Origin of the sequence: Streptomyces lasiicapitis, from assembly GCF_014646335.1 — a bacterium.
Taxonomy (GTDB): domain Bacteria; phylum Actinomycetota; class Actinomycetes; order Streptomycetales; family Streptomycetaceae; genus Streptomyces; species Streptomyces lasiicapitis.
In genome coordinates this window covers 545,632-565,223 of the sequence record NZ_BMNG01000004.1, presented here as the reverse complement: position 1 = coordinate 565,223, position 19,592 = coordinate 545,632, and the positions used below count along the sequence as shown (strand labels likewise).

Sequence of the window (19,592 nt, the reverse complement as noted above, 5' to 3'; positions counted from 1 at the left end):
CCTTACTAAGGTTTACCTAACTGCCTTCTCGCCAGGCTCGCCACAGTCGTGCGTACCGGCCGCCGAGCGCCACGAGTTCGTCGTGGGTGCCTTGTTCCACGACGCGGCCCGCGTCGAGCACGGCGATCCGGTCGGCCGCCATCGCCTGGGTGAGCCGGTGCGCCACGAACAACGTGGTGCGGCCCGCGCACGCGGCGAGCACGGCACGCTCCAGTTCGGCGGCGCCCTCGCTGCCGGCCTCCGCGGTCGACTCGTCGAGGACCACCACCGGCGCCCGGCCCAACACGAGCCGGGCCAGGGCGATATGGGCGACCTTGGTGACGTCCAGGCGTTCGCCGCCCTCGCCGACCATGGTGTTCAGGCCGTCGGGCAGGGCGTCGACCCAGCCGTCGGCGCGGACCGTGCGCAGGGCGTCGAGCAGTTCGGCGTCGGTGGCGTCCGGCGCGGCGAGCCGCAGGTCGTCGGCGAGCGTGCCGGAGAACACATGGGTCTCCTGCGTCAGGATGCTCACCAGGGCCCGCGCCCCGGCCTCGTCCAGACCGGCGAGGTCGGTCGAGCCGACGCGCACCGATCCGGCCTGCGGGGTGCCGATGCCGGCGATCAGCGCGGCCAGCGTGGTCTTGCCCGCGCCGGTGGCGCCGACCAGGGCGAGCGAGCCGCCTGCGGGGATCGTCAAGTCGACGTCCTTCAGGACCGGTTCCTCGGTGTCGGGATAGCTGAAGGTCAGCCCCCGCACCGTGACCGGGTAGGCCGCGGAGGTGTCCGCCGCCTCGACCGTCGCGTCGCCCACCAGGCGGTCCTCGGCGTCCTCCCCCAGCACACCCACGAGGCGGGTCAGGCTCGCGCCCGACTTCTGTGCCTCGTCGAAGGTGAACATGATGGCGCCCAGCGGCGTGAAGAGCCGGTGGAACATCAGGGGTGCCGCCGACACCTCGCCGAGCGTGGCGGCATCGGCCTCCAACAGGGCGTATCCCACGACGAGGATCAGGACGAGCCCGATGAACTCGGCGCGGTTCTCCCTGCCGACGAAGCGCCCGAAGAACCGGAACACCTCGATGCCGTAGTTGCGCACCCGCCAGGACTCATCTGTGACCTTCTCGCGGAAGGTGTCCTCCAGGCGGTACGCCCGGACCGTGTCGATCCCGTTGAGACCGCTGATCAGCGCCTGCGCGCGGTCGGCCTGGGCCACCCGCTGCTTGCGGTAGAGCGGTGCGGACCGGGGCAGGTACCAGCGCAGGGCCAGCGCGTACGCGGGCAGCGCGGCGGCGCCCGCGAGACCGAGCCGCCAGTCGAGGCCGAACATGCCGACCGTGGCGATGAAGACCAGGACGCCCGCGGAGAACACCGTGGGGATGGCCGTGCGGATGCCCTTGGACAGCACGGCCACGTCGTCACCGACCCGGGACAGGACGTCCCCTCGGCCGACCTGCTCGATGCGTGAGCTCGGCATGCCGAGCACCGCGCGGACGGCTGCTTCCCGCAGTTGGGCGAGCAGGTCCGCGCCGAGGCGTCCGATCAGATAGGTCGACACCGCGGTGGCCGCCGCGCCGAGCAGCGCGGCGGCGGCCATCAACACCCCTACGGTCACCAGGACCGAGCGCGATTCGCCGTCGACGACCGCGTCGACCACGCGGCCTAGCAGGAGCACCGGGAGTACCTGGAGCGCCGCCCCGGCCACCGTGCTGAGCACGGTGGCCGCGGTCAGCCAGGGCTTCTCCCGGCAGTGTGCGGTGACCCAGCGGGTGGCCTCGCGGCCGGTCGCCGTGTGCAGCGTTGCCGGGGCGACGCGTGTTTCCGTCGTGCTCACACCTAGTCGACCGACTTGACGAGCTCGTCGATCGCGTACGGCAGGGAGAGCAGCGTGCCCTGGGACATCGCCGCGCCGACCGCCGGGCCCTCGCTGTCCAGCAGGTAGGACACGTTGCCCTTCTTGACCGCCTTCAAGTTGGTGAACAACTTGAACTTCTTCAGGGCTTCCTGGTCGGCCTTGTCGTTGATGACGAAGAGGTGGTCGACGTCGACCAGGTCGATGCGCTCAGGCGAAAGCACGGTGAAGAACTTGCCGTCCGCGACCTCGTCGATCTTCTTCTGGCCCTTGAAGCCGATGCCCGTCACCAGGCGTCCGCGTACGTCGGTGGTGGTGAACGGCGCGACCGAGTCCTTGTACCAGGACAGCGGGACGGCGGTCTGCTTGGCGAACTCGGGGTGGTCCTTCTTGGCCTTGTCGAGCTTGGCCTGGATGCCGTCCACGAGCTTCTCGGCCTTGTCCTCCTGGCCGAGCGCCTTGCCGATGTGCACCGCGTTGTCCTGCCACGGAGCGCTGAAGGGCTCCTTCTCCGCCTTGGTGCGGCCGACCGTCGGAGCGATCTTGGAGAGCTTGTCGTAGGCGGCCTTGTCGATCTCGGAGTACACCGCGATGATCAGGTCGGGCCGCAGGGCCGCGATCTTCTCGTAGTTGGGGCCGGCGTCGCCGTTCTTCATGACGACCTCGGGCTTGGCGTCGCCCCACTTGTCCTTCACCCACGGCCACTGGGTGTTGATGTCGGGGGACTTGCCCGACGGGTTCGGGTACTGGTCGACCATGCCGACCGGCTTCACGCCGAACGCCAGGACGGCCTGGTCGTCGGTGTAGCCGACCGTGACGACCTTCTTGGGGGCCTTGGACACCTTGGTGGATCCGAACGCGTGCTCCACGGTGACCGGGAAGTTCCCGGCCGCGGCGGCCGGAGCGTCGTCACTCTTCTTGTCGTCCGACGAGTCCGAACCGCATCCCGCGAGGAGGCCGACACCGAGGGCCGCGGCGGACGCTATGGCCGCCGCCCGCCGCCAGGGCCGCTTGAGCATCGTTCGATGGAGCTGCATCCAAGATCCCTTGCCTTCACGCTGTCCGGTTAGGCCCCATGTTGAGGGGTTGGGCCCCATGTTTAGGGCAGGCAAACTTTACCTTGCCAAGATGAGGTAAGCCTAGCCTAACTTTCAACTTGTCGGCGTCGGGGCCAGGTCGATCTGGACATGCGTACGACCGATGGGCACGATCAGCGGCCGGTCGCCCACCGGATCGTCAATCACCTTGGCGCGCAGGCCGAACGCCTCGTGCAGCAGCTCGGCGGTGATCACATCACGCGGGTGCCCCTGGGCGAGCACCGACCCCTCCGCCATCACGATCAGGTTGTCGCTGTAGCGCGTGGCCAGGTTGAGGTCGTGCAGCACCATGACCACGGTGCAGCCCGACTCGTGCAGGTCGTCCACCAGGTCGAGGACGTCGACGGCGTGCGCCAGGTCCAGATAGGTCGTGGGCTCGTCGAGGAGCAGCAGGTCGGTGCCCTGGGCCAGGGTCATCGAGATCCAGACGCGCTGGCGCTGCCCGCCGGAGAGCGCGTCGACGGGCCGGTCCGCCAGGTCGGACACCCCGGTCATGGCGAGCGCGCGCTCCACGACGTCGGCGTCGTCCGACGACCACTGCCGCAGCCAACTCTGGTGCGGGTGGCGGCCCCTGGCGACCAGGTCGGCGACCGTGAGGCCTTCCGGCGCGACGGGCGCCTGCGGGAGCAGGCCGAGCTTCTTCGCCACGTCCTTGGTCTTGAGCTTGACGATGTCCTCGCCGTCCAGGACGACCGTGCCCTTGGTCGGCCTGAGCAGCCGCGTCAGGGTCCGCAGCAGCGTGGACTTCCCGCAGCCGTTGGGCCCGATGATCGTGGTGATCACCCCGGGCGGGATCGTCACGTCGAGATCGTCGATGACGGTCCGGGCGCCGTAGCCGACGGTGACGCCCTTGGCCGCCAGCCGTGCGGCGTCGACCGCCCCGGACTCGATCTCGGTTATGTGCTGAGCGCCCACAAGCCCCCCTCGCCTATTAAGGTTTGCCTCACCTTTGTACCAGTTCACCGGTGGACCAGTTACTTGAGGTTGGCCCGCACCAGCAGGTAGACGAGGAAAGGGCCGCCGATCGCGGCGGTGACCACGCCGACGGGGAGCGTGATCGGCAGGGCCGTGCGCGCGACCAGGTCGGAGCCGATCAGGAGCAGCGCCCCGGCCAGCCCGGAGGCCGCCATCGGGGGCGTCGGACACCGCGCCAGGCGCATCGCCACCTGTGGCGCCACCAGCGCGACGAACAGGACCGGGCCCGCCGCGCTCACCGCCACGCCGGCCAGCAGGACCGCGCACAGCAGCAGAACAGCCCGAACCATCTGATAGCGGACACCCAGGCCCGCGGCGACCTCGTCGCCGAAATGCATCGGTTTGAACTGGAATGACACACAGGTCACGACGACGAGCAGGGCGAGCGTGCACCACACCGCCACGCCGACCTCGTCCCACGACCGGTCCTCCAACGAGCCGACCAACCACGCCTGGGCCTGGGCCACATCCCTGATGTCGGCCGTGACGAGCAGCCAGGTCGTGATCGCCTCCATCACGGCGCTCACCGAGATGCCGATGAGGATGAGCCGGAAGCCGTCGATCCCGCGCCGCCACGCCAGGAAGTACACGAGCAGTCCGGTGCCGAGTCCGCCCGCGAGCGCCGCCGTCGACAGGCCCACGGAGCTGACGACCGCCGCACCGGCCCCGCCCGACACCGTCACCAGGAACACCGCGACCGCGCTGGCGCCCCCGGTGACCCCCAGCACGTCCGGGCTGGCCAGCGGATTGCGCGCGATGGACTGGGTGATCGCCCCGGAGACGCCGAGGGCGACCCCCACGACCAGTCCGGCCATGGCACGCGGCATCCGCAGGTCCATGATGATGAACTCGTCGACCGACTCGCCGTGACCGAAGAGGGTGGCGACCACCTGGGACAGGCCGATGGGGAAGTCCCCGACGCTGATGGACAGGCAGAACACCAGGAAGGTCGCCGCCGCGAGGAGCAGCGTCACGCCGGCGACCCAGGGCCGCCAGACGAACGACACCTGGCCCAGGCGCACGCCCGGCGCCACCGATGACTTCACCTTTGTCCCGTTCATGCGCTCGTCCCGTTCACACGCCTGTCCCCCGCCACGCGCTCGTCCCCCGTCACGCGCTCTTGAACTTTCCACGCCACACCAGGCCCGCGAAGAACGGGGCGCCGAGGAGCGCGACGACGATCCCCGCGTCCAGTTCGCTCGGCCGCACCACCAGGCGTCCCACGATGTCGCAGACGAGGAGGACGACGGCGCCGAGCAGACCCGCGTACGGCACCAGCCAGCGGTAGTCGGGGCCGGTCAGGTAGCGGGCGACGTGCGCCACCATGAGCCCGAGGAACGCGATGGGGCCGCACGCCGCGGTCGCCGCGCCCGCGAGCAGCGTGATGGCGGCGATGCCGACGGTCCGGCTCAGCGCGATGTTCACGCCGAGGCCGCGCGCCACGTCGTCGCCCAGGTTGAGCAGGTTGAGGGCGGGCAGCGTGCTCGCCGCCAACACGAGCCCGACCACGATGAATCCGGTCACGGGCCAGATGACGTCGAAGCCGACACCGGCCACCGAGCCCGAGTTCCAGAACCGCAGCGCGTTCAGCGACTCCTTGTCCGACAGCGCGACCGCTGTGGTCATCGCCGCGAGGAACACCGTGATCCCCTGCCCGGCCAGCGCGAGCGTCAACGGGTTGCCTGCGCCCCTGCCGAGGCTGGCGAGCCCGAACACGACGACGCCGGTGACCGCCGCCCCCGCGAAGCCGAACCACAGGTACTGGAAGGGGTTGGAGAACCCGAACACGGCGATCGCCGACACCACCGCGAACGAGGCGCCGGCGTTCACACCCAGCAGGCCCGTGTCGGCGATCGGGTTGCGCGTGTACCCCTGGATCAGCGCCCCGGCGACCCCGAGCGCGAGGCCCGCGACGATCGCGAGCACCGTCCGGGGCACCCGCACGGTCTCCACGATGAGCCTGATCTCGTTGAGCCGCGCGTCGGCGTCCGGCGTCGCGAACAATCCCTGCCACACGTCGGCGGGGCTCAACGCCCGCGCGCCGACGGCCAACGACGCCACCCCCGCGATCACGAGGATCGCCCCCAGCATGCCCAGACCCACGACCCGGCGCCGACGGCCCTCGGTCACTCGGGGTGCGGGACGCTCAACTGCAGTCGTGCCCATGGCGAAGTACGTTATCCCTTTGATCGGTTACGGAACCGCACACCCCAGAGTTTAGGTGAGCCTAAGTTAAACGTATGGGCGTGCGGACGGAATGGCCGGGCATCCGAAGGTGGGCGGGCGCGGATCAGGGAACCCTCGCGTTTGAAAACTAAGGTAAGCCTTGCTTTACTGGCGCGGGTCAACCCCTGTCCTGAGGAGGAACCCCATGCGGGTCGTCATGTTCGGCTATCAGACCTGGGGGCACCGCACGCTCCAGGCCCTTCTCGATTCCGAGCACGACGTGGTGCTTGTCGTGACGCACCCCAAGAGCGAGCACGCCTACGAGAAGATCTGGAGCGACTCGGTCGCCGATCTCGCCGAGGACAACGGCATCCCCGTCCTCCTGCGCAACCGCCCTGACGACGACGAGCTGTTCGAGGCGCTCAAGAGCGCGGACCCGGACATCATCGTCGCCAACAACTGGCGGACCTGGATCCCGCCGCAGATCTTCGACCTGCCCCGGCACGGCACGCTCAACATCCACGACTCGCTGCTGCCGAAGTACGCCGGCTTCTCCCCGATCATCTGGGCCCTGATCAACGGCGAGCCCGAAGTGGGCGTCACCGCGCACATGATGAACGACGAGCTCGACGCCGGTGACATCGTCCGCCAGGAGAAGGTCGCGATCGGGCCGAAGGACACCGCCACCGACCTCTTCCACAAGACCGTCGACCTCATCGCCCCGGTCACCGTGGGCGCGCTCGACCTCATCGCCGCCGGGAACACCGAGTTCACCAAGCAGGACCGGTCCCAGGCGAGCTTCTTCCACAAGCGCTCCGACGAGGACAGCCGCATCGACTGGACCTGGCCCGCGGCGGACCTCGAGCGCCTGGTCCGCGCCCAGTCCGAGCCGTACCCCAGCGCGTACGCCTTCCACAAGGGCAAGCGCCTGGAGATCCTGTCGGCGGTCGTGTCCGAGGGACGGTACGGCGGCACGCCCGGCCGCATCTTCTACCGCGAGGGCGAGGGCGTGGCGATCGTCGCGGGAGCCGATGCCCGCACCGGCCGCAACCACGGTCTGGCCATCACGCGCGTACGGACCGAAGATGGCCGGGAGCTCGCCGCCTCGGAGTACTTCACCTCCATGGGCGGCTACCTCACCAGCCGCCCCTGAACCGAAGCATCCGAAGCACCCGAAGACCGAGGAGACACCCCAGATGAGCAACCCGTTCGACGACGCCGAGGGCCAGTTCTCCGTGCTGGTCAACGACGAGGGCCAGCACAGCCTGTGGCCCCAGTTCGCCGAGGTGCCGGCCGGCTGGAACGTGGCCCACGGCCCCGCCGACCGCCAGTCCTGCCTGGACTACGTCGAGGCCAACTGGACCGACCTGCGGCCGAAGAGCCTCCAGGACGCGGCCCGCGGCTGACGCGCACACACGACGGGGCCCGACCGCGAGTGATCTCGCGGTCGGGCCCCGCTGCCTTTGCTAGGAGGGCAGCTGCTAGGAGGGCAGCTCGCCGTTCGGGCTCACCGAGTCCACGGTGACCGGCAGCAGTTCGGCGACCTTCTGCGCGACGACGTCCGCGCTGGAGCCGGTGACAACGGCGATGCGCTCAAGGCTGCCGCCGAGGGCCTTGCTGAGCTCGTCGGCGCTGAGGGGCAGGTTCTCGCCCGCGCCCAGCCAGGAGTCGAGCTTGTCGCCGAGGCCCGCCTGACGCAGCTCCTCGACGGCGGCGCCGACCCCGCTGCCGTCGTACAGGGTGGCTATGAGGAGTTGCTCGAGAGGGGAGGCGGGGGCTTCGAAGGCAGCCATGTTGTCTATCTCCAATGCGTAGCAAGGTGAATCGGTGGTCCCGGGGCGCGACGGCCGGGCGGCACTGGGTTTCGCCAGTGCGCTTCCCGCCGCCGATGTGCCCTTGCCGGACGAGACGTGGCGGCGCCCTCTACGGTTGCTCGGAAAATCAGGAGCAGCTGCGAACACGCCACGTCCCAAAGGGATTTGACCGGCCGAGCACCTCCGCTCCGCCACGCCGGAACGACCACAGGGTGAATCCCTGGTGGCCGGGCCGCCTCCCCTCAGTGGTCCACCCCGGGCCGCGTCGGCTCGAACGGCCCCTCGTCCACCCGCACAAGGCGGTACCCGCGCGCGCCCCCGCGCCGCTCCGCACGCCGGGCCCGCGCCCTGGCCCGCCGCGCCGCCGCGAGGAGCGCCGCGACCTCCGGGCTCTGCCTGCGCAGCCGCAGGAAGGACCGCTCGGACCAGCCGCCGAGCGCCGCCGCGGTCGGCTGGGCGACACCGCCCCGCACGGCGCGCAGGACGACCCGCAGCCCGGCCGCGCCCGGCCCCGTGGGCGCCGCCGCCAGGCGGGCCCGCTCCCCCTCATGGGCCGCCATGTGCGCCGCCGCGGCCATCGCGGCCGCGAACGTGGGTTCCCGCGCCTGCCAGTTGAGCAGCAGCCGCTCCGAGATGCCCGCCGCGGCCGCGCAGCCCGCCGGGCCGAGCCCGAGGGCGGCCGCACGCACCGCTTCGGCCCTGCGGACCGCGTTCTCCGCACGCAGCGTCGAGCGCTCGCCCAGGGCGTGAAATAAGGAGCGATCGACGTCTTCTTGCGCGTCGAGGCCCGCGACCACACCATCGGCCCAGGCCTCAAGGCGGTTGACCACAACCGCCCGCCGCTCCACCCGTTCCTCGTCCACCAACCCACCACCATCAGAACTTAGGGTAGCCTCACCTAACAATAGAACAATAGCTCGTTCGAACGAGGATCGGATTCGATACCCCGTATCCCTGAATCCCCCGCATCCCCCGAATTCCCCGAAGGGATCAGTTCGTGCTCTGCGCCAGGCTCACCAACGCCCATATCGTCACGATGGACCCGGACCACCCCACCGCCCGCGAACTCGGCATCTGGCAGGGCCGGATCGTGGGACTCGACGACGACGTGGCCGGACTCCCGGCACGGCGCGTCGTGGATCTCGACGGCGCGACCGTGCTGCCGGGCTTCATCGACAGCCATGTGCACATGGTCTGGGCAGGCCTCAAGGCGCAGGCGCCGAGCGTCGCGCCCAGCCGGCGCGTCGACGACATCCTCAAGGTGGTGGCCGACGCCGTCGCCGCCCGGCCCCGGGGCGGCTGGGTCACCCTGGCCGACTACGACCAGCGCGAGCTCGACCGGCCGCTCACCGCCAAGGAGTTGGACGCGGTCAGCGACGGCCGCAAGGTGTACCTGGGACACATCTCGGGCCACGCCTGCCTCGTGAACACCTCCATCCTCGACCTGCTTCCGCCGCACATCGCGGGCTCCGACGGCTTTCTCGCCGAGGAGGACATGGGCGCGGTGCTCCAGCTCCGGCCGCCGCACTCGCTCGGCGAAATGGCGGGCGCAATCGAGCACACGGCGCGCGTGTGCCGCTCCGAGGGCGTGACGGGCGTCGTGGAGGCGGGCGTGGGAAGCGAGCTGTTCTCGCACAGCCCCATCGAGGCCGCGGCCTACCAACTCGCCCACGAGTCGGGCAGGTTGCCCGTACGCGTGCAGCTCATGGTGGCCGCGGACGCGCTGCGCGCGGTCGACGCGGCGCGCGAGGACACCACGACGCGCGCCTTCGGGCTCGGCCTGCGCACGGGCTTCGGCGACGGACGGCTCTCACTCGGCGCAATGAAGGTGTTCACCGACGGCGGCATGATGGCGCGCACGGCGGCGCTCACCGACCCGTACGTGGGCAGCGACTCCAACGGCCAGCTCCAGATGGACGCGGACCGCCTCAAGGACACCATCGTGGCGGGCCATCGCGCGGGCTGGCAGCTCGCCGTGCACGCCATCGGCGACCGCGCCGTCGACGTCGCCCTGGACGGACTGGAGGCGGCGCAGCGCGGGCGCCCGCGCCCGGACGCCCGGCACCGCGTGGAGCACGCGGGCCTGGTGCGCCCCGACCAGCTCCGCCGGTTCGCCGAACTCGGGATCACGGCGGTCGTCCAGCCGAGCTTCCTGCGGTACTTCGGCGACGACTACGCCACGATCATGGGTGCGGAGCGGGCGCCCTGGATGTACCGGGGCCGGGGCTTCCTCGACCACGGGGTGCGCCTGGTCGGCAGTTCGGACCGGCCGGTGGCCAACGGGGCGCCGCTGCGGGCGATCCAGTTCATGGTCGAGCGGGCGTCCGCGTCGGGTGCGGTCATCGGCCCCGAGGAGGGCATCGACGTGGACGCCGCGCTGCGCGCGTACACCACCGACGCCGCGTACGCCTGCCACTGGGAGGACAGCGCGGGCAGCATCACGCCCGGAAAGCGCGCCGACCTCGCCGTCCTCGGCGACGACCCGAGGCAGGTCGATCCCTCACGGATCGGGGACATCGAGGTGGTCCGCACGTTCCTCGAAGGAGAGGAAGCGGAAAGCGCCTCCGCCTCCTGACGTACGTCGGGCCCCGGCCCTCTGACATACAGAAGGAACGGGGCCCGGCGGCAGAAGCGCACGCTACGTCAGATCGAACTGCCCTTCCCGGGCCCCGTGCACGAACGCCCCCCACTCGGCGGGCGTGAAGATCAGTGAAGGGCTCTCCGGCCGGCCGCCGTTGCGCATCGCGATGAAGCCTTCGACGAAGGCGATCTCCACGTCGCCGCGACCTTCGCTGCTCGACCGCCATTCCGCGGTGCTGAGGTCGAGGTCCGGCTTGTCCCAACCCGCGAGCGGATGCTGCTGGGTGATGGTGCTCTCGGCCACGTCCGTGCTCCTCCCGATGCGTCGTCCGTCGCCAGCCTAGCTTTCACCTCGTGCGCAGCACAGGCCGCGACGGCAGGACGGATTCCTGTGCGAGGCGGGACCCGGGTCATGTCGTGGGGGGTTGCGCGCCGACGAGCCACATGGAGAAGAACTGCGAGCCCCCTCCATAGGCGTGCCCGAGCGCCCTGCGCGCACCCGCCACTTGGTGCTCACCGGCCTGCCCCCGCACCTGCAGCGCGGCCTCGGCGAAGCGGATCATTCCGGAAGCGCCGATGGGGTTGGTCGACAGGACACCGCCCGACATGTTCACCGGAAGATCACCGTCCAGTTCTGTCACGCCGGACTCGGTGAGCTTCCAGCCCTCGCCTTCCGCGGCGAAGCCCAGGTTCTCCAGCCACATCGGCTCGTACCAGGAGAACGGCACGTACATCTCGACGGCGTCGATCTCCCGGCGCGGGTCGGAGATGCCCGCCTGGCGGTAGACGTCGGCGGCGCAGTCCTTCCCGGCCTGCGGCGACACGAAGTCCTTGCCCGCGAACATGGTGGGTTCGCTGCGCATCGCGCCGCCGTGCATCCAGGCGGGCGGCCGTGGAGAGCGGGCCGCTCCGGCGCGGTCGGTGAGGACCATGGCGCACGCGCCGTCGGAGGACGGGCAGGTCTCGGAGTAGCGGATGGGGTCCCACAGCATGGGTGCCGCCTGAACCTTCTCCAGCGTGATGTCGTGCTCGTGGAGGTGCGCGAAGGGGTTCTTCAGCGCGTTGCGGCGGTCTTTGTACGCGACCAGCGAGCCGACCGAGTCGGGGGCGCCGGTGCGCCGCATGTACGCGCGGACGTGCGGCGCGAAGAATCCGCCCGCCCCTGCGAGCAGTGGCTGCTGGAAGGGGACGGGCAGCGACAGGCCCCACATCGCGTTGGATTCCGACTGCTTTTCGAAGGCCAGGGTGAGGACCGTGCCATGGACGCGGCCCGCGACGAGGTTCGCGGCCACGAGCGCGGTGGAGCCGCCGACGGAGCCCGCGGTGTGCACGCGCAGCATGGGTTTGCCGACGGCGCCGAGCGCGTCGGCGAGGTACAGCTCGGGCATCATGACGCCCTCGAAGAAGTCGGGCGCCTTGCCGATGACGACGGCGTCGATGTCGGCCCACGTCAACTCGGCGTCCAGGAGCGCTCGTTGCGCGGCCTCGCGGACGAGCCCCGCGATCGACACATCGCGCCGGGCGGCGACGTGTTTGGTCTGGCCGATCCCGACGACGGCGACGGGCTCCTTGCCGGAGTGCCGTGGCGCGTTGCTCATCGCGGGTCTCCTTCCAGTACGGCGACCAGGTTCTGCTGGAGGCAGGGGCCGGAGGTGGCGTGGGCGAGCGCCCGGTCGGACGCGCCGCGGTGCACGCGGGCCGCGGCCTCGCCGAGCCGGATCAGACCGGCCGCCATGACCGGGTTGGCGGTGAGCGCGCCGCCCGAGGGGTTGACCGTCACTTCGTCGCCGAGCCGCAGCGCCTTGCGCAGCACGATCTCCTGCGAGGTGAACGGCGCGTGCAGCTCGGCGGTGTCGACGGGCCGCAGGAAGGCCCCGGCCCGTTCGGCGGCGAGCCGCGTCGACGGCGAGTCGGTGAGGTCGCGCACGCCCAGGCTGTGCGCCTCGATACGGTGGTCGATGCCGCGGATCCACGCGGGCCGCGCGCACAGCTCCCGGGCCCGCTCCCCCGCCGCGAGGATCACGGCGGCGGCCCCGTCGCCGATCGGCGGGCAGTCTCCGGTACGCAAGGGACGTACGACGTAATCGCCCTGCGGCACCGAACCCCCGAGCTGTGCGCGGGAGTTGGCGCGCGCCGCGTCCCTGCTGCGGGCGGCGACCCCGGCCAGGGCTGGCTCGTCCGTGTCGCCCGCGTCGATGAGCGCCTGCGCCTGGAGGGCGGCGAGCGCGACGGAGTCCGGCCACAGCGGCGCGAGGTAGTACGGGTCGAGCTGACGGGTCAGGACGTCGCGCACCGAGCCGGGCGACGACTTGCCGTAGGAGTAGACGAGCGCGGTGTCGGCCTCGCCGGTCTGGAGCTTCACCCACGCCTCGTACAGCGCCCAGGCCCCGTCCATCTCCACGTGCGACTCGGAGATCGGCGGCCAGGCGCCCACGCCGTCGAGGGCCATGGTGAAGGAGAACGCGCGCCCGGCGAGGTAGTCCGATGAGCCGGAGCAGGTGAAGCCGATGTCGCTGGTCTTCAGGCCGGTGGCGGCGAGGACCTCGTGCAGGACGGGCATGAGCATCTCGACTTCGGACAGCTCGTCGCTGGTGCGCCGGTGGTCGGTCTGCCCGAAGGCGACGATCGCGACGTCCCGCGTCCCGGGCCCGGTGTGCTCGGCCATCTACACCAGCTCCTTGTACGTGTCGTAGTCCGCGTCGGGCTCACCGGTGGGCCGGTAGTGGTCGGGGAAGCGGCCGCTCTCGCTCCACACGGGCTCCACGCGCAGGCCCATGCGGACCTGGTCGTAGGGGATGCCCGCGATCCGGGCGTGCAGGGCCAGGTCGGCGCCGTCGAGGGCGATGTGCGCGTAGACGTACGGCACTTCGATGTCGAGGTTCTTCGCCTTGATGTTCACGATGCAGAACGTGGTGACCGTGCCGCGCGGTCCGACCTCCACCTGCTCGGAGGTGGCGACCCCGCAGGTCGGACATGCACCGCGCGGCGGCACGTACACCTTGCGGCAGGACGGGCAGCGCTCGCCGACGCTCCTGCGCCCCGACAGGGCGTGGATGTACTGGGACTGGGTGCGGCCGGGGCTGTAGGTGTAGTCGAGCCGAGCGGGCGCGACGATGCCGGTCACGGCCTCACCCGCGAACTCGCCGCTGTGGGACTGGGCTTGACGCTCCATCACATCCCCCTCGCCTTCGTACGTTTCGAAGCAGGCGATGTCCGTGATGGCGCCGGTGCGTTCGGCGGCCCAGCGGACGCGGACGCGCATTCCGGTGTGTACGGCGTCGGGGCCCGGGGCGTCGAGGGCGTGCAGCAGGGCCGTGTCGGCGCCGTCGAGGCGGACCAGGACCCAGGCGAAGGGGGTGTCGAGGGGCTGGCCGCGGCGGGGCTCGTGGTTCCAGGCCCAGGTGGTGACGGTGCCGGTGGCGGCGACTTCGACGAGGTCGCGCAGCTCTTCGGCGGTCGCCGGGTCGTACTCGACGGGCGGCACGAGCACCTTGCCGTCGGCGGTGCGCACGCCGAGCACGGTGCGTTCGCGCAGGCCGGTGAGGAAGGCGGACTGGACGGGGCCGAGGGAGCGGGTGAAGGGGAACTCCACGACCAGCGGGGCGCTGAGGACTTCGGTCACGGCGGCGGCTCCTCGGGGTCAGGCGCGGCGGTAGACGGGCGGGCGCTTCTCGGCGAAGGCGCGGGCGCCTTCCTTGGCGTCGGCGGTGTCGAACACGGGCCAGCCGCGCTTGAGTTCGGCCGCGAGCCCGTCGCTCTCCGTCATGTCGGCGGTCTCGTACACGGACGCCTTCACGGCCTCGACGGCGAGGGGGCCGCAGGCGTTGATCCGCTCGGCGATGGCGAGAGCCCGCTCCAGGGCGGTGCCGTCGGGCACGACATGGCCGATCAGGCCCACGTCGGCGGCCTCCTTGGCCGAGTAGGGGCGGCCGGTGAGCAGCATCTCCAGGGCGTGGGTGCGCGGGATCTGCCGCTGGAGGCGCACCGTCGAGCCGCCGATGGGGAACAGGCCGCGCCTGACCTCGAAGAGCCCGAAGGTCGCGGACTCCCCCGCGACGCGGATGTCGGTGCCCTGAAGGATCTCGGTGCCGCCGGCCACGCAGGGGCCCTCGACGGCGGCGAGCACGGGTTTGCGGGGGCGGTGGTGGCGCAGCATCGCCTTCCAGTGCAGGTCGGGGTCGGCCTTGAGCCGGTCGCGGTACTCCTCACCGCCCATGCTGTTGCCGGTCGACGCGCCCGCGAGCGCCTTGAGGTCCATTCCCGCGCAGAAGGCGCCGCCCGCGCCGGTGAGCACGACGGAGCGCACGGCGTCGTCCTCGTCGGCGGCCACCCACCCGTCGTAGAGACCCACGAGCATCGGCAGCGAGAGCGCGTTCTTCGCCTCCGGCCGGTTGAGCGTGAGTATCAGCGTGGCGCCTTCGCGCTGTACGGAGAGATGTTCCGTGCCACCCATAGCCGTCCTCCCGTCGTCAGACCTGGAACAGGTTGCAGGAGGCGACGTTCCAGTTCAATAGTTTTCTGACAGGTAGTCAGTTTTCTTCTGCGGGGCCCCTTCCCACTTGTGAGCGGCTCTGCTCTGATGACCGCCACACGGGATGGCGTCGGGGTCAGGAGGAGCGGTGGAGTACAACCTTGCCGACCTGTTCGAGTCGGTCGTCGACGTGGTGCCCGACCGTGCGGCGCTGCTGTACGTCGACCACCCCGGTACCGGCGCGGAGCGGAGCCTCACGTACGCGGAGCTGGACGCGGCCGCCAACCGTCTCGCGCACCACCTGATCGACCACGGCGTCAAGCCGGGCGAGCATCTGGGGCTGCATCTCTACAACGGCGTCGAGTACCTCCAGACGGTCCTGGCCTGCCTGAAGGCCCGGATCGTACCGGTCAACGTCAACTACCGGTACGTGGAAGAGGAGTTGGCGTATCTGTACCAGGACGCGGATCTGGCCGCGCTGGTCTTCGACGCGGAGCTCGGCGAGCGGGTGGCCACCGCGCGGCCGCGCGCGGACAAGCTGCGGCATCTGATCCGGGTCGGCGAGGCGCCGCCCGGCGCGCCGGGTCCGGACGCGGTGGCGTTCGCGGACGCCGAGGCGTCCGGGTCGCCCGAGCGCGGGTTCCCCGAGCGTTCGGCGGACGACCTGTTCATCATCTACACCGGCGGCACGACCGGCATGCCCAAGGGCGTGATGTGGCGCCAGGAGGACCTGTTCTTCTCGGGGCTCGGCGGGGGCGCGCCCACCGGCGAGCCGGTGACGAGCCCGCAGGAGGTCGCCGAGCGGGTGGCGGTCGGGGGCGAAGGAATCACCTTCTTCCCCACCCCGCCCCTGATGCACGGCACGTCCACGCTCACCGCCTTCATCTGCTTCCACTTCGGCCAACGCCTCGTCATCCACCGCAAGTTCGAGCCCGAAGAGGTGCTGCGCACCATCGAGAAGGAGAAGGTCACCAGCGTGTCCCTGGTGGGCGACGCGATGCTGCGCCCCCTCATCGACGCCCTGAACGGCCCGCTGCGCGGCACCGACCTGTCCTCGCTCTTCAGCGTCTCCTCATCCGGCGCGATCATGTCGGAGACGGTCCGCGCGCAGTTCGCCGCGCTCGCCCCGAACGTGATGCTGCTCAACAACTTCGGCTCGTCGGAGTCCGGCTTCAACGGCACCGCGACGGACGACTCGGGCCCCGAGAAGGGCTTCAGACTGCACGTCAACTCCCGTACACAGGTGGTGGATCCGGCGACGTACGAACCCGTCTCCCCCGGTGAACCGGGCCGCATCGCCCAGCGCGGGCACGTTCCGCTCGGCTACTACAACGACGCCAAGAAGACGGCCGAGACGTTCTTCCAGCGCGGCGACGAACGCTGGGTCCTGCTCGGCGACATGGCGACGGTCGACGCCGACGGCATCGTGACCGTGCTCGGCCGGGGCTCGCAGTGCATCAACACGGGCGGCGAGAAGGTGTACCCCGAGGAGGTCGAGCAGGCCCTCAAGTCCCACCCCGACGTCTACGACGCGCTGGTCGCGGGCGTCCCGGACGAACGCTGGGGCAACCGGGTCGCGGCCGTCGTCCAACTCCGCGACGGCGCCGACGCCTTGGACCTGCCCGCGCTCCAGACGCACTGCCGCACCCACCTAGCGGGCTACAAGATCCCGCGCGCGGTCGTGTTCACGGACCACATCCAGCGGTCGCCGAGCGGGAAGGCGGACTATCGCTGGGCTCGGGCGGTGGCGGCGGGCGGCTAGCCCTGTCCCCAGCTCCTCACCCGCACAGAGAACGCGAAGCCCGCAGCAACGCCACCGTGTGCAGCGCGTCGAGCCGCTGCTCGTGCCGCACGTGGGCGGTCGTCGCGGTGAGGACAGCGGAGCAGTACGGCGAGGTGCGCGCGGGCGTCGCCGCGGCGATGGCCCGGACCAGCTCGCCGTTGATGCGGTTGATCTCCGCACGCACCTTCGTCAGGTCCGGCCGCTCCGTCGGGGCCGACGCCGGGTCGGCGTCCCACTTGCGGTGCAGCGCCCGCTGCACGACCTTGTTGGCCTCGATCTGGTCCCGGAAGATCCGCACGGTGGCGGCCGGGTCCGCCCCGACCTCCGCCGCCTGCCGCGCCACTGCGTCAAGCACCTGCTGCTCGCGCGCGGGATCGTCGATGGGACTGCCCGTGCCGTACTTGGCTGCGGCGACGAGGTCGGCGGTGGCGAGGCGCTGGGCGGAGAGGGCGGAGAGGGGGTGCAGCTGGGCGTAGGAGCCCCGCGGGGCGGATGCGACGTACGCAGTGGAAGTGGCGGACGCGGCGGGCGCGGCGATCGCCGTGCCCCCGCCCACCAGCAGTGCCGCGGCGACACCTCCGGCGGCGAGCACGCGTACTGCGGGTGGGACGAGGCGCACGAGGATTCCCCTTTTCAGCAACGATGTCGGACGCAGTGTCACATACGGTGTCAGATGCGGTCGGCGGCGATGAGCAGGTAGTGGAAACTGCCCTCCTTGTACGCCGTCAGGAAGGGCTCCTCGATGCCGGTGGCCAGGGAGGAGCGGGCGCGCAGCTCCCAGTAGGGGATGGTCGCAGCGGTGAGGTCGACGACGTCGATGGGGACGAGGTTGTTGGCCGCGAGAGCCTTGAAGTAGTGACTGCGGGGATGGATGTTGCAGGTGTAGTGCTCGTCTATCCGGCTGACGGCCTTGGAACGCAGGCCCGTCACGTCGTTGGAGCAGCCGGTGACGCACACATAGCGGCCGCCGCGGGCCAACTGGCGGGCGTGCTCGCCGAAGAGCTCGAAGAGGTCCACGTACATGGTCGACTCGTTGTTCCAGATCCCCTGGAACGCGCCGCCGGGCAGACCGGTGTCGAGCATGTTGCGGAAGTGGAAGCTCACCCTGTCGTCCATGCCCCGCCGCTTGGCCTGCTCGTTGGCGAACTCGGCCTGGGACTGCGAGATGGTGATGCCGTCGACCCGGCTGCCGAAGCGGGCATGGGCCATGACGCTGGTGCCGCCGCGCCCGCAGCCGGCGTCAAGGAGCCGGTCGGCGGGGGTGCGGGCGCCGAGGTGGTCGAGGAGGACGTCGGCCTGGGCGGACTCCAGGCGGTGCAGTTCCTCGATGATGCGCGCGTCGCGGGTCTCCTCGGGGCCCGCGAGGACGGAGGGGTCGTAGTCACCGAGGCCGTAGTGGTGGTGATAGAGGCCGTCGACGTCACCGAGGCGGAGGTTGACCGGGTCCTTCTCCTTGTTCCAGTAGTCCGCGACGGCCTTCTGGTAGGCGGTGCGCAGCACTTGGGCCGGGGCTTCCGGGGTGGTCGTCATGGCAGAGCTCCTTACGGCGTGCGGACGTGCGGTGCGTGCGATATGTGTGATGCGTACGTTGCGTGTGATGTGTACGTTGCGTGCCTCCGACGCGGGAACGTCAGGCGCGGCTCGCGTCGTTGTACCGGGCGCTGCCCCCGTGCCACTCGCGGTTGCCGCCGAGCCAGGACCACACCCCGGCGAGGAAGCGGCCCAGCGCCGGGGACCCGGTCAGGGTCAGGGCCGCCGCCTCCACCTCGAAGGTGCGCACGAGCTCGTCGTGGATCTCGACGCTGCGCTCGACGGCCTCCCGCGGCGAGCACCGCTCCTCCGCGGCGACGACCGTGGGCAGGTTGAAGTCCAGGCCAGCGGAGTGCTGTTCCTTGGCCATCGAGTACAGGTCGTTGACCAGGGTGGACGCGGTGCCGGCCATGCTGACGGCGCGGCGCACCCGCGGGTCGTCGTACTCGGCGGCGGTGAGCGCGTAGCCGTCGACGACGTCGATGAGGGCCAGACAGGGCACGAAGCTGTTCACCTGCCGGTGGGCGAGGTACTCCCACACGGCGGGCATTCGCTCCTCGGCCCGCCAGGCACCCTCCTGTCCGTACGCCACGAACAGCGCGGCTACCTCCTGGCGCAGCCGGGTCACCTGGGTCCGGTCCGCGTACGGGGCGAGCCGGGCGAAGCTGTCGCGCAGGGCGACGCGCACCGGGTCGGCGCGCAGGCCCTGGTCGGTCTGCTGCGCGTAGCGGAGCGGTGGATGTGTCGGGTCCATGGCCGTGTAGGCGAGGCCGAGGTGCGAGCCGAGGACCTCGGGCCTGGAGCCCATGGTCTCGTCGTCGCAGTAGTAGTCGTCGGTGGCCCACTCCGCGAGCGCGCACCTGGCGGCCGCGAGGAGACGCCGCGGGTCGTCGGTGCCGGGGTGGGCGAGCATCATCAGGCGCCCGAAGTCGGTGGCGCGGACCCGTTCGAGGCGGCCGACGTAGATGCCCGTCTCCGCGGCCCAGTCGAGCAGGCGCTCGTTGACCTCGGCGGCGAGGGCCGGGTCGTCGCGCAGCGGCGGGGGACAGTACAGCTCGGGGACGGCGGCGTCGGAGGCCGCTGTGCCGGACGCCGCGGAATCGGGGGCTGCCGTGCCGGACGCCGCCGGATCGGGGGCCGCCGTGACGCGGGCGGCGGAGGTGCCGAGACCGGTGGGGCCGGTGGGCACGCGGGACGGACGGGAGGCAGCACGGCCAGGCAGCGCCGCGCGCGCCTCGCGCGCCCCCTCGGACAGCAGCGCGGCCACCAGCCGTGCCACGTCGTGCCCGGCGGCGGGCGCCGTCATACGGGATAGCAGGGACACCAGTTCTCTCCGTTCTCAGGTGCCTTC

Annotated in this window: 19 protein-coding genes; 4 read left to right on the top strand and 15 right to left on the bottom strand. The window is 70.9% G+C overall.

All coding sequences use genetic code 11. From position 1 onward, the window contains the following. Nucleotides 1-16: 16 nt before the first annotated feature. The 5 genes from IEY91_RS11190 to IEY91_RS11170 all read right to left on the bottom strand — a co-directional run bounded on the left by IEY91_RS11190 (nt 17) and on the right by IEY91_RS11170 (nt 6,063). Nucleotides 17-1,807, bottom strand: a complete 1,791-nt coding sequence (locus tag IEY91_RS11190; protein WP_189173800.1) for an ABC transporter ATP-binding protein — start codon at nt 1,805-1,807, stop codon at nt 17-19. A gap of 2 nt (nt 1,808-1,809) precedes the next feature. Then, nucleotides 1,810-2,862: an iron-siderophore ABC transporter substrate-binding protein gene (locus IEY91_RS11185; RefSeq protein WP_164327024.1), complete on the bottom strand. Its 1,053-nt coding sequence runs from the start codon at nt 2,860-2,862 to the stop codon at nt 1,810-1,812. A 114-nt stretch (nt 2,863-2,976) separates the two neighbouring features. Further along, nucleotides 2,977-3,837: an ABC transporter ATP-binding protein gene (locus IEY91_RS11180; protein WP_189173799.1), complete on the bottom strand. Its 861-nt coding sequence runs from the start codon at nt 3,835-3,837 to the stop codon at nt 2,977-2,979. 59 nt (nt 3,838-3,896) lie between these two features. Next, entirely contained in the window at nt 3,897-4,958 is a 1,062-nt protein-coding gene (locus IEY91_RS11175) for a FecCD family ABC transporter permease (RefSeq protein WP_189173798.1), read from the bottom strand. Between the two features lie 49 nt (nt 4,959-5,007). Then, nucleotides 5,008-6,063: a FecCD family ABC transporter permease gene (locus IEY91_RS11170; protein WP_189173797.1), complete on the bottom strand. Its 1,056-nt coding sequence runs from the start codon at nt 6,061-6,063 to the stop codon at nt 5,008-5,010. Nucleotides 6,064-6,268: 205 nt separating this feature from the next. On the opposite strand from IEY91_RS11170, the gene IEY91_RS11165 reads away from it, so the two are divergent. Together IEY91_RS11165 and IEY91_RS11160 are read left to right on the top strand one after the other, a co-directional pair. Beyond that, entirely contained in the window at nt 6,269-7,216 is a 948-nt protein-coding gene (locus IEY91_RS11165) for a methionyl-tRNA formyltransferase (protein ID WP_164327020.1), read from the top strand. 43 nt (nt 7,217-7,259) lie between these two features. Then, complete coding sequence (locus IEY91_RS11160; RefSeq protein ID WP_164327019.1) at nt 7,260-7,469, top strand: MbtH family protein; 210 nt, start codon at nt 7,260-7,262, stop codon at nt 7,467-7,469. Nucleotides 7,470-7,544: 75 nt separating this feature from the next. Here IEY91_RS11160 and IEY91_RS11155 read toward each other — a convergent pair whose 3' ends face one another. Continuing rightward, complete coding sequence (locus tag IEY91_RS11155) at nt 7,545-7,856, bottom strand: YidB family protein (protein ID WP_164327018.1); 312 nt, start codon at nt 7,854-7,856, stop codon at nt 7,545-7,547. A 263-nt stretch (nt 7,857-8,119) separates the two neighbouring features. Then, entirely contained in the window at nt 8,120-8,740 is a 621-nt protein-coding gene (locus IEY91_RS11150; protein WP_189173796.1) for a hypothetical protein, read from the bottom strand. A gap of 134 nt (nt 8,741-8,874) precedes the next feature. Between IEY91_RS11150 and IEY91_RS11145 the strand changes: the two genes are divergently transcribed. Continuing rightward, entirely contained in the window at nt 8,875-10,452 is a 1,578-nt protein-coding gene (locus tag IEY91_RS11145) for an amidohydrolase (protein WP_189173795.1), read from the top strand. Between the two features lie 63 nt (nt 10,453-10,515). Here the strand turns inward: IEY91_RS11145 and IEY91_RS11140 are convergent, their stop codons facing one another. The 5 genes from IEY91_RS11140 to IEY91_RS11120 all read right to left on the bottom strand — a co-directional run bounded on the left by IEY91_RS11140 (nt 10,516) and on the right by IEY91_RS11120 (nt 14,910). Next, nucleotides 10,516-10,761 (bottom strand): DUF397 domain-containing protein, encoded by a 246-nt coding sequence (locus IEY91_RS11140; RefSeq protein WP_164327015.1) that lies wholly within the window; start codon nt 10,759-10,761, stop codon nt 10,516-10,518. Between the two features lie 106 nt (nt 10,762-10,867). Further along, nucleotides 10,868-12,055 carry a thiolase family protein gene (locus IEY91_RS11135; protein WP_164327014.1) on the bottom strand — a complete coding sequence of 396 codons (1,188 nt, stop codon included), beginning with the start codon at nt 12,053-12,055 and terminating at the stop codon, nt 10,868-10,870. After that, a complete protein-coding gene (locus tag IEY91_RS11130) occupies nt 12,052-13,122 on the bottom strand; it encodes a thiolase family protein (RefSeq protein ID WP_189173794.1) in 1,071 nt (356 codons plus the stop codon). The genes IEY91_RS11135 and IEY91_RS11130 overlap by 4 nt, the downstream gene beginning before the upstream one ends. Further along, complete coding sequence (locus IEY91_RS11125; RefSeq protein ID WP_189173793.1) at nt 13,123-14,079, bottom strand: Zn-ribbon domain-containing OB-fold protein; 957 nt, start codon at nt 14,077-14,079, stop codon at nt 13,123-13,125. It abuts the gene before it with no gap. Between the two features lie 18 nt (nt 14,080-14,097). Then, nucleotides 14,098-14,910: a crotonase/enoyl-CoA hydratase family protein gene (locus tag IEY91_RS11120; protein WP_189173792.1), complete on the bottom strand. Its 813-nt coding sequence runs from the start codon at nt 14,908-14,910 to the stop codon at nt 14,098-14,100. Nucleotides 14,911-15,076: 166 nt separating this feature from the next. Between IEY91_RS11120 and IEY91_RS11115 the strand changes: the two genes are divergently transcribed. Continuing rightward, the gene (locus IEY91_RS11115) at nt 15,077-16,690 is read left to right on the top strand and encodes an acyl-CoA synthetase (protein ID WP_189173791.1); all 1,614 of its coding nucleotides are present in this window, start codon (nt 15,077-15,079) and stop codon (nt 16,688-16,690) included. 16 nt (nt 16,691-16,706) lie between these two features. On the opposite strand, the gene IEY91_RS11110 is transcribed toward IEY91_RS11115, so the two are convergent. The 3 genes from IEY91_RS11110 to IEY91_RS11100 form a co-directional block, all read right to left on the bottom strand. Next, entirely contained in the window at nt 16,707-17,330 is a 624-nt protein-coding gene (locus tag IEY91_RS11110; protein WP_373287916.1) for a chorismate mutase, read from the bottom strand. 50 nt (nt 17,331-17,380) lie between these two features. Further along, nucleotides 17,381-18,241 (bottom strand): geranyl diphosphate 2-C-methyltransferase, encoded by an 861-nt coding sequence (locus IEY91_RS11105; protein WP_189173790.1) that lies wholly within the window; start codon nt 18,239-18,241, stop codon nt 17,381-17,383. 100 nt (nt 18,242-18,341) lie between these two features. After that, on the bottom strand, nt 18,342-19,565 hold the full coding sequence (locus tag IEY91_RS11100) for a family 2 encapsulin nanocompartment cargo protein terpene cyclase (RefSeq protein ID WP_229696861.1): 1,224 nt from the start codon (nt 19,563-19,565) through the stop codon (nt 18,342-18,344). Between the last annotated feature and the right edge of the window lie 27 nt (nt 19,566-19,592).